At 42.2% G+C, this 10,742-nt stretch carries 7 protein-coding genes; 1 reads left to right on the top strand and 6 read right to left on the bottom strand.

From position 1 onward, the window contains the following. The 6 genes from hpnK to ACYTXL_RS04340 all read right to left on the bottom strand — a co-directional run. On the bottom strand, nt 1-723 hold a 723-nt coding region (gene hpnK, locus ACYTXL_RS04365), incomplete at its 3' end, for a hopanoid biosynthesis-associated protein HpnK (protein ID WP_461923646.1). 77 nt (nt 724-800) lie between these two features. After that, complete coding sequence (hpnJ, locus tag ACYTXL_RS04360) at nt 801-2,255, bottom strand: hopanoid biosynthesis associated radical SAM protein HpnJ (protein ID WP_461923645.1); 1,455 nt, start codon at nt 2,253-2,255, stop codon at nt 801-803. 355 nt (nt 2,256-2,610) lie between these two features. Next, complete coding sequence (locus ACYTXL_RS04355) at nt 2,611-3,906, bottom strand: CO2 hydration protein (RefSeq protein ID WP_461923644.1); 1,296 nt, start codon at nt 3,904-3,906, stop codon at nt 2,611-2,613. Nucleotides 3,907-4,076: 170 nt separating this feature from the next. Next, the gene (locus tag ACYTXL_RS04350; RefSeq protein ID WP_461923643.1) at nt 4,077-5,573 is read right to left on the bottom strand and encodes an NADH-quinone oxidoreductase subunit M; all 1,497 of its coding nucleotides are present in this window, start codon (nt 5,571-5,573) and stop codon (nt 4,077-4,079) included. A 142-nt stretch (nt 5,574-5,715) separates the two neighbouring features. Beyond that, nucleotides 5,716-6,429 (bottom strand): carbonic anhydrase, encoded by a 714-nt coding sequence (locus ACYTXL_RS04345; protein ID WP_461923642.1) that lies wholly within the window; start codon nt 6,427-6,429, stop codon nt 5,716-5,718. Between the two features lie 186 nt (nt 6,430-6,615). Beyond that, nucleotides 6,616-8,493: an NAD(P)H-quinone oxidoreductase subunit F gene (locus ACYTXL_RS04340; RefSeq protein WP_461923641.1), complete on the bottom strand. Its 1,878-nt coding sequence runs from the start codon at nt 8,491-8,493 to the stop codon at nt 6,616-6,618. Between the two features lie 490 nt (nt 8,494-8,983). Here ACYTXL_RS04340 and ACYTXL_RS04335 point away from each other — a divergent pair, with 490 nt between their 5' ends. After that, nucleotides 8,984-10,603 carry a cyclic peptide export ABC transporter gene (locus ACYTXL_RS04335; RefSeq protein ID WP_461923640.1) on the top strand — a complete coding sequence of 540 codons (1,620 nt, stop codon included), beginning with the start codon at nt 8,984-8,986 and terminating at the stop codon, nt 10,601-10,603. The last annotated feature ends 139 nt before the right edge of the window (nt 10,604-10,742 follow it).

The raw sequence follows: 10,742 nt of genomic DNA, 5'->3' as shown, positions 1-10,742 counted from the left end.
CGCTGGATGAGAGTAAATCTCCACCAAGTTTGCCTGGATTTGGGGTATCAACCCAAGCAAATATTCCTCTGTAACGCCACCAGTTTGCAATAAACCGTAAACTCTTTGGGTAAAGCTAATACCTTGGGATTTTAACATCTTCTCACCATAGCTGCGGAGTCTGCCGAATACTGCTGACCAAACTAGCTTTGTCAGCAGATGACTGCGATTAACTCTGAGGGTTAACCCGAGTTCCTCACTTGGAAGACGAATTACTTTAATATCAAATTCTGGTGCCAGTTCAACTAAAATACGCAAGACTACTGGATGCATATGCAAATGCAAATGTCCATCTACATGAGAGAGAGGCAAACCAGTTGAACGGTATTTTTCTAACTGGGCGCGAATTTCTTGCCGTAGTTCTTGCCGGGTTTCCCTGACAAATTGATAGCGCAATCCGGCGCTCAATGGACTGTTGGAAAAGTTACCTTGTTTATCAACTAAATGGGGTATTTGCTCTGCCGATAGGACAGAGCGCCCACAGATCAATACAAGATGTAGACCAACAGCTAGGTTTGGGTGGGCATTTGCCAAGGTGACAGCCTCTTTTGCAGCATCAGCGCTCACCATCAGGCTGGTACTCGTTAGTACTCCTTGTTCATGTGCTTTGATAATTGCTTGATTAACTCCTTCGGAGAAACCAAAGTCATCACCATTGATGATGGCGAATCGCTTTGCTTGCATAGGTTTTGTATTTTTTCTGATAATTTAGCTATTGACTGATATTTGGCTAGGTTAGCTCTAAAAAGAGCAACCAATTACTAACCAACAACTACTGATTCGGCTTTAGCAGTTGCTTGGGTGCGACGATCTTTTAAGTAGGAGAAAAATTCCCGCCCTTCACGCAGGCGGCGCACTAACATTTGAGGATCGGTGAGCATTTCAGTGACAATTGGGATAATCGCTCTGGGACGGAAGTAGAACTTCCGATACATCTTCTCAACTGCATCCTCAATTTCAGCACTGGAGAGATTTGGATATTGCAGTGTGGACATTTGAATTCCTGAACTGGCAATTAAGGAATTGTTGCTAAACCAATTATTTTCTTGTGCTTGACGATAAAGTTCTGTTCCGGGATAGGGAGCTGCGATCGAAACCTGAATTGTATGAGGACTAATATCGCAAGCAAAACGGACTGTTTCCTCAATTGTTTTTTGGGTTTCATCGGGTAAACCAATGATAAATGTACCGTGTACGGTAATGCCAAGTTTATGACAATTGTCCATAAACTTCCGCGCTACTTCTAGCTTGACTCCTTTCTTAATCCCATCCAAAATTTGCTGATTGCCAGATTCAAATCCTACTAAGAGTAGCCGTAAACCATTATCGCGTAGTTGTTTGAGAGTGTCATAGTCTAGGTTTGCACGGGCATTGCAACTCCAAGTCAGTTTGAGTCGTTGCATGTGTTCGCTAATTGCGATCGCACGATGTTTGTCTATAGTAAAGGTGTCGTCATCAAACATATATTCTCGCACTTTGTCGCCGAAGAGAGCTTTAGCTTCTTCCATCTCGCGCCCAACTGCTTCTGGGCTTTTAGTGCGGTATATGTGTCCACCAATTGTTTGCGGCCAAAGGCAGAAGGTACATTTTGCCGGACAGCCCCGCCCAGTGTAAAAGGAAATGTATGGATGCAGTAAGTAGCCGATAAAGTATTTGGTAATATCTAAATCACGGTGATAAATCGGCAATACACTGGGCAGAGAATCCCAATCGTGAATCAAGGGGCGGTCTTCATTATGACGTATATTACCCTGGCGATCGCGGTAGCTTAGACCTGTGATTTCCTCCCAAGATTTACCTTCTGCTAATTCCTTGCAGGTATAATCAAATTCGTGGCGACACACAAAGTCAATAATTGGGTTTTCAACCAACGTCTGCTCTGGTAATACTGCTACGTGCGCTCCAATCAAGCCAATCTGGATATCAGGGTTTTGAGCTTTGATTGTCTCGGCGCACTTCACATCATTAGGCAGCGAAGGCGTGCTGGTGTGCATGATAATTAGCTCGTAATCTTGAGCAATTTTGATGACATCTTCGACTGTTTGGCCATGTGGTGGTGCATCGATAAGCTTACTACCAGGTACAAGGGCTGCGGGTTGCGCCAGCCATGTCGGATACCAGAAGGAAGTAATTTCGCGCTTGGCTTGGTATCGGGAACCTGCTCCACCATCAAACCCATCGAAGGAAGGAGGACTGAGAAACAAAGTTTTTTTCATAGATATATTTCCTTATATATAGTTCGGAGCTTCTACCTAACACTTCTTTAGGATAAAACCTCAAAAGTAGCATAACCGATCGCAGTCCAATGTGAATCAAGTTTTCAATATTACCTGCTTTCAGTACTGGCTTCGCCATTTTCCAGAAAGTTTGACGATAGTGACTAAATATGCGTATTCGCAGCAAAATATTCGTTAAATAAGTTTAACCTTTGCGTCAGTCTTAACAATTTACGGTTTATCGAATAGCCCAAAGAAACCTCGCCCTGGTTTTGCTACGCAAAACCTGTCCATCTCCTTATCAAGGAGAGGGATGTCAGTTAGAACAGGGTGAGGAAGGGGCTGGGGGAATTTATTATCTATAATCTTGGTTTTGAATGCTCCTCAAACGAGCAGCATCACGAATGTTATATTCCGGTCGAGTAAAGCGATTTAGCTGCATTTCAAAGAAATCTCGATTGGCTTGTAAATGATTAATATTTTGGTCATCTAATGGATATAAAAGTGCAGTTCGTAAGGCTTGAATTACCGCAGAAGTGACACAGTACATTGACCGTTGAAAACCAACTCCCAACTGAATCAACATATCTTCTTCACCTCGGCAATGTTGGCTGTAGTAATCAACAAGATATGGGGGCAAAAAATGCAGCATATCTTGCATTAATAATGTGGGGGGAATGCCAGCAGTACCCACTGGAAATACATCAGCGTAAAGAATGCCATAGTGAAAGTCTTTTTGGTCTTCTGGTACTTGACGCGCTTGAGCATTATAAGATTTTGTGCCTCGAAAGGGTGCAGTGCGGTAGAAAACTGCTTCTACATAGGGTAATGCGGCTTCATATAGCCACATGAAACCCTTAGATTTGGGGACAATTTCATAGCATTCGCCACGAATATAAACGTGATGGTAAATGGGACGACCTGCGATCGCAAATATACCATTAACTATGAAGCTCATGGCCTCTGGGACGCTGCTAATTGTCCCTTCATCATAGCGGTCGGACATTTCAAAGAATACCGGGGCCATGATTTCCCAGAATAAGCCCAGATTAGCGTAGTATGACATCTGGCGGCACTGTTCCAAAAACATATCGGGGAACAGCTTGTAAAGTCCCAGCATTACGGGATTCCCTTGGAAGTAAGCTTTAATTGCCTTGTCAGCGTTGGCTTTGTATTCTTCTGAATCTAGATAAGGGTCAAATTGCCCACCCATCCCTCTATGCCACAACATCGCCCGCATACAAGCTTCCGCAAATTCCATGTTAATGCGATCGTGGAACAAGTGATGCAACAACTTCGGCATTTTGAAAGTTTCACCCTTCTCAATAAATGCCAAAAGTTCTGGATGTGCAGTAGCTTCGCCGCGCCAAATTCGTAAATCGGCATCATCGCCAGCATAATGATTATGCAGTTCTAAATACTCTTTCGGCAAGAAGTATTTAAAGAAAGGCAACGGGTTTAAAAATTCCTGTTCAGCAATATAAAGTAGGTCACGCCAGTAAAAATCCATCGGCACAGCATAAGCTTTATATAAACCGATGATTTGCATCAAATTTTCTGGGGTATCGGGTAACATTGCACCGCCTGCTTCTAGGCGATGGATTACTTCAGCAAATTCGTGCTTTGAAGGAGGTAATTTAATTGCTGTCATGGTAATCGTAAATTGGTAGAGACGCGATTTATCGCGTCTTGGGGATAGGTTTTGAGAGGTGATTTATCGTGTCTAATGGGATAGGTTTTGAGAGGTGATTTATCGTGTCTAATGGGATAGGTTTTGAGACGCGATAAATCGCCGTCTCTACAAGTGTTTTGATTGATTTCCTATTTCACCGCTACTTCAGATATGACGGTTCTTTCCAAAGAGGGAATTGCAGCCACCATTGTTGTAGTTGTAGATTCACTCCAACGCACTAACCAAGTGGGTTGTACTCCCAAAAAGATGATAAAAGCTGCCAAAATTAAAGCTGGTATTTTCTCAGACCATAAAACTTTGGGATAGTAAGCTAAGTTATCGAGTCTGCCAAAACAGGTGCGGTTGAGGAGAATGACGAAATAAACTGCGGTTAATCCACTAGCTACTACACACAAAATTGTCGAAATGGGAAAGACAGAGAAACTACCTTGAAAGACGATAAATTCTGCAATGAATCCTGTTAAACCAGGAATACCAGCACTAGCCATACCACTTAAAACTAGTAGCGCACTAATTAGGGGTAAACCGCGTATGGGACTCATCAAACCATTGAGTTTATCTAACTCGCGGGTACCAACTTTAGCTTCCACGACTCCCACCAAATGGAAAAGAATCGCCAAGATGATACCGTGGCTAAACATTTGGGCGACTGCACCTACAAGTGCTAAAGGAGTACTGGCGGCAGCAGCTAGCAATACATAACCCATGTGACCGATGGAACTGTATGCTACCATGCGCTTGATATCTTTTTGAGCGATCGCAATTACTGCCCCATAAATAGCGCTGACTGCTCCCCAAATCGCCAGATTCGGTGCAATAATACTCCAAGCATGGGGAAACATACCCAACCCAAATCGTAGCAATCCATAGGTTCCCAGCTTTGCTAACACGCCACCAAGAAGAATAGCAATTGGTGCTGAAGCCTCAACATAAGCATCGGGTAGCCAAGTATGGAAGGGAATTAAGGGAATTTTAATCCCAAAACCTAATACAATTCCTGCTAGTAAAATGATTTGTTTGGCTATTGACAAGTTTTCTGTAGAGACTGCATCAAAAGCAAAATTGGTAGAACCACTCAGCCACACCATACCCAAGAATGTCGCCAGAATTAAGGCTCCTGAAACAGCAGTATAAATCAGGAATTTAATCCCAGCATAACCCCGTTTTTCTCCTCCCCAAATTGAAATCAGTAAGTAGAAGGGGATTAATTCTAGTTCGTAGAACAGGAAGAATAGCAGCAAATTCTCTGCGAGGAAAGCACCTGCAACTCCTCCACTAACTAATAAAATCATTGAGTAGAATAGCCGGGGGCGTTCAGTTTCTTTACTACTACTGTAAATAGCAATCCAGGTGAGCAGGCTATTTAACACCAACATCAATATAGAAAGCCCATCAACACCTAATTGATAGCTCAAACCAAGGGTTTTATTCCAGGGCAAATACTCTTGAAATTGCATTCCTGGATTGCTGATATCAAATTTTAGTAGGATAAAAAGGTTCCAAAAGAGAACTATCCCAGCAAAAATTAATGCTGATAACCGAATGCGATCTTTAGGGATATTTAGAGGTAGTACCGCGATGAAAATAGCAGCGAAAATTGGCAGCCAAATCAAGATACTTAACATGGTAATTTTGTCCTTTGTCTTTTCCTCGTTCCCAGTCTCAGACTGGAAACGCACTTCATTGCGGCTCTGCCGCGAATTCATGAGGCAGTATGAATTTGCATTCCCAGTCTCCTACTGGGAACGAGATTTAAGTACAAAAAAGCTAGCCTACTATACTGATTTTGCCAGTATCTAAATCGTAATAAGCTCCGACTATTTTCAGCTTTTCTGCCTTGATTAACTCAGATAAAACTGGCGATGATTTCAATTTTTTAATTTGTGCTAAAACGTTTGCTTTACAAGCGTTTTCTAACTTATCTCCTGATTTTCCTTTTGAGCTTTCCACACTCGGTTTAATCGCCTCAAGTAAACTTCCGATTTGCCCTGGTACTTCAGCACCTTTGATTGCGGCATCTACCGCACCACATCTTTCATGTCCCACTACCATAATGACTTTAGAACCTAATACTAAACTGCCAAATTCTAGGCTACCAATTTCTTCTCGTGTGGCAATATTACCAGCTACACGACAGACAAATAAATCTCCAAGTCCTTGGTCAAAGACAATCTCTGAAGGTACCCGTGAATCTGCACAACTGAGAATAGAAGCAAAGGGCTTTTGACCTTTGGCAACTTCGGCTAAACGTGAATATGTTTGGTGTGGATTAAGACGTTTTCTGTGGGCAAATCTTTCATTCCCATCTAATAACTCTTGCAATGCTTTATCGGGGCTAATCTCATCTTCTGCTGGGGCTTTTTGGGCTGCAAGTAAGTTTGAACTAAGTCCAGCTGTCAATACACCTGTACCGATCGCACCTGCACTAAACTTGAATAAACTTCTTCTGGAAAGATTGATCTGGCAATGTTGTATGCTCATGAAATTATCCTCACAATATTAACTAGTTCGTAATTATTGGCGAAACACTCCCTTGTAATTGTCTTTATTCGTAGTCGTTACCTGTTGAGATTTAAATCCCCAACTAATTAAATTACGAATTCCGAACTTGTACTGAGCGCAGCCGTTGGCGCAGCCTCTCGTAGAGAAGTATTACGAATTATTTTGCTACCCAAGTGTCGAAATTTGAAAAACCAAATTTAAAAACTGCACTCCCCAAAACGGCCAAGTTACCCACATTCCTAAAATGCCTACTCCTAAAAGAACAGTTAAGGCATAAAATTGGGTTTGTCCAGAGGTGCTGTATTTGAGACTTTCGCCACCTAATAGGGAAAATAAACCAACTAAATTAACGATGCCATCGACTACAAAGCGGTCAATCATATCGGCAAGTTGGGAAATTTTGGCAACGCTGAAAATTATGGTAATCCGATAGAGTTTTGGGGTGTAAAAGTCGTATGCCAATAAGTCTTGTAAACCTTGCCAAGGCAGGCGAATCGGCTTAGGAATATTCCCTAAATAAATCACGCCAGTGATGCTGCAACCGAAAATACTCGACCAAATTAAAAGTAGTGCAACATCTTTATTTAAAGTTGCCCAATCGGGTAAAATTGATAAGCTTTGCAACACTAAAGTAAGATGTAGACTGACACCAAGTAAAATCATCATTGGCAAAATCATCGGCCAATGTGCTTCCGGCGATCGCTGACTCATTTGTGTAGGTTTACCACCAAAAATCAAACCGAATTCTCTGGTTAAACTCACGGCTGTTAGAGTATTTACCGCTATCACTACTCCCACTAACCAAGGTTGCGTTTCCCACAACGCATCTGCTAGTTCCATCAACGCCCAAAAGCTACCCAAGGGTGGAAAACCAATTAATCCCAAAGTCCCGACGATAAAGGCTATTGCGGAAATCGGGCGACGTGTCCACAATCCGCCTAATTGGGTGACATCTTGGGTGATGCTATTCCAGATAATTCCCCCAGTACTCATCACTAAAAGTGCTGCGGATATGGCATGGGTGAGTACTAATAACAATGCCGTTTCGGATTGTTGCATTCCCACGGCGATGAATACTAAACCCATGTATGCACTCACAGAATAAGATTGGCAGCGTTTAAGATCAATTTGAGCGATCACAATTAAAGAAGCACCCAACGCTGTCACAACCCCAATACCCACCATTGCAGAGGAAACTAAGGGCGAGATAGTTAACACAGGTTGCAATTTAATCAGCACCCATGCACCACTAGCGACTACTACCGAGTTCCGCAAAATTGTACTGGGAACAGGGCCTTCCATCGCTTCATCCAACCACAAATGCAGGGGGAACTGGGCACATTTGCCCATCGGACCAGCAATTAAGGCTAAACCTACGAGTGCCATTGTTGTTGGGTTAACATTTGCAGTCGTCGCCCACTGCGCTAGTTCTGTGTAATTCCAAGTTCCGGCGAGAGGCCATAATGCCAACACGCCCATCAGCAAGAATAAGTCTCCTACCCGCTTGGTTAAAAAAGCATCTCTCGCACCTGAGACTACCAACGGCTGGCTAAACCATAAGCCCACTAAGAGGTAGGTTCCCAGTGTGAGGACTTCCAAAATTACATAGCTGAAAAACAGGTTATTACACAGAACAAGGGCACATAATCCCGCTTCAAATAATCCCAACAAAGAATAGAAGCGTCCCCAACCCCAATCCATTTCCATGTAACCGATCGCATAAATCTGTGCCAGCAAATTCAAGCCACTAATCACAACCAAAGCGCCGACACTCACTGAAGAAATTTCTAAAGCAATGGTTAAGTCTAAACCAGCCGTAGATAACCAAGGAATAAATACATTTTGGGGTGGCTGATTCCAAGTTGCTTGTAAAGCGATGCCACTATGTACAAATGCCAAAAATGTCATCACCAAGTTTACATAACCCGCCGGTCTTGGCCCCGTTTTCCGAATGATCCCCGGCGACCAAGGCACGGCTAATAAGCCACCTATTAAGGCATAGCAAGGAACTAGCCAAACAGTCTCAAGTAGAAACTGAGCCATCAACTTACCTCTACATTTTCATCAAAAGTTTAGGGTTTTGAATCAACTGGCGTTGATCCCAGTTAACCCAGCGACCGCAGATAATGCAAATTTATCTTTGTTTAATTTTGTTAGAAACAGCTTACCGTTATATCTGTCAAAATGGAATTACTTTATCTAAATAAATTTGAGATAATTACTCTAATTAATTCTTATATAATCGACTATTTGATTAATGAATAATAGCTATTGCTTTTTATCTATGAATTGAGCGTGATATTAATCAATGGTGATCATTAGTTTTATGAATTGATATAAGTAGCGGCGCACAGCTATAGCAATCCTGAATCAAACGCGCAGAAACAAGATCCCCGACTTCTTTAAGAAGTCGGGGATCTGCGGCTTGCAATTCTCACAAATCAAATAGGATTGCTATAGCTGTACATTAGTGTCAACTTAACGTGAAAGCTCAGTCTGATAGTACAATTGAAGAATTGCATAAAGGCTGAAAGTGTTGATTTTACGATGGTTAGTGCGTTCTTCGTGGGGGATGGTAGCGATCGCGATCGCTACTGGATTCTTGAGTGGCGGTAGTAGTGCTGGCTTGATTGCCTTAATTAGCCATGCTGCTAGTAATAGTTCCGCTTCCCGGCTCACATCGATAATTTGGGGTTTTGTGGGGCTAGCAATAGTTGCACTGATTACCAGTATCATTTCCCAAGTGATGCTGATTCGCCTTTCTCAGAATGCAGTTTTGAAATTACAGATGGGTTTGAGTCGCCAAATTCTCGCTTCAAAGTTGAGTCATCTGGAACGCTTAGGGAATCCTCGATTATTGGCAACTCTCACAGAAGATATTCAGGCGGTTGCTAATGCTGTTTATCAGATGCCTTTCATCTTTATTAATTTAGCGATCGTTTTGGGTTGCGTAGCGTATATAACTTGGCTCTCTTGGTTAGTATTATTGATGGTTTGTGCGATTTCAGTAGTAGCCATCGGTAGTTGTCAGTGGCTACTCAACAGAGGAAGGAAATTGCTGGCTCTAGCTCGTGAAGATGAAGATCATCTATTTAAACATTTTCGCACCATTACCGAAGGAGTTAAGGAACTCAAGCTAAACTACAGGCGGCGTGAAGACTTTTTAGAAGAAAAACTCCAATCAACTGCTACCGAATTCCGTCATCACAACGTTAACGGTCTAACCCTTTTTGCCATAACTACAAGCTGGGGTCAACTCGTCTTCTTTTTTGCCCTCGGTTTCGTACTGTTTGTGTTGCCTAATCTGCTAGCCATCAATAGCGAAACTCTTTCTGGCTACATTTTGACCTTCACTTACTTGGTGTTACCAATGGATAACATCATCAGTAAACTTCCCCTATTAAGCAAAGCCAGCATTGCCTTGCAAAAAATCGATTCATTGGGTTTATCTCTAGCTAGTCGAACTGAAATATCCACTGTTCCACCTCCGATTAAATCTGACTGGCATAGCTTGAAATTTCAAAGTGTTACTCACACTTACGACACAGTTAAAGAAGACAATAGCTTTATTTTTGGCCCCATCGACTTGACACTTTATCCTCAAGAATTAGTCTTCGTTGTCGGCGGAAATGGTAGCGGTAAATCTACCCTAGCGAAACTAATTACTGGACTTTATATCCCTGATGACGGCGAAATTTGGTTCGATAATGAGTTAATTAGCGAACAAAACAGAGAATGGTATCGTCAGCATTTTTCCGTAATATTTTCCGACTTTTATTTATTTGAAGAACTTTTAGGATTAAAAAATTATCACTTGGATGCTCAAGCGACAAAATATTTACAACAACTGCAACTAGACCATAAGGTGAAAGTTGAAAATGGGCAACTTTCCACCACAGCACTTTCTCAAGGACAACGAAAACGACTAGCTTTGCTCACAGCTTACTTGGAAGATCGACCAATTTATCTATTTGATGAATGGGCAGCCGATCAAGATCCAGTATTCAAGGAAATATTCTACACTCAACTTTTACCAGAACTGCGATCGCGGGGCAAAACAGTGCTGGTGATTAGCCACGACGATCGCTATTTTCATTTAGCAGACCGAATTATCAAACTTGACTATGGACAAATAGAGTATGACAAAACTTAACCAAGCGCATTGGGTTAAGGCAGAGCTGTTTCATTTTTCATTTAATTGAACCACAGATGTTGTAGGGGCACAGCATTGTTGTGCCCCTACCGCGTGGTCTATTTAAGACGAAAATTTCTGTAAGAATAGCGATCGCCAC

The organism is Nostoc sp. (assembly GCF_054880495.1).
The sequence above is the reverse complement of the archived record's forward strand: the minus strand, read 5'-3'. Positions and strand labels throughout refer to the sequence as shown.

Coding starts and splice junctions, on each gene's coding strand:
- hpnJ (WP_461923645.1), bottom strand. CDS start 2,255: ATGAAAAAAACTTTGTTTCTCAGTCCTCCTTCCTTCGATGGGTTTGAT.
- ACYTXL_RS04355 (WP_461923644.1), bottom strand. CDS start 3,906: ATGACAGCAATTAAATTACCTCCTTCAAAGCACGAATTTGCTGAAGTA.
- ACYTXL_RS04350 (WP_461923643.1), bottom strand. CDS start 5,573: ATGTTAAGTATCTTGATTTGGCTGCCAATTTTCGCTGCTATTTTCATC.
- ACYTXL_RS04345 (WP_461923642.1), bottom strand. CDS start 6,429: ATGAGCATACAACATTGCCAGATCAATCTTTCCAGAAGAAGTTTATTC.
- ACYTXL_RS04340 (WP_461923641.1), bottom strand. CDS start 8,493: ATGGCTCAGTTTCTACTTGAGACTGTTTGGCTAGTTCCTTGCTATGCC.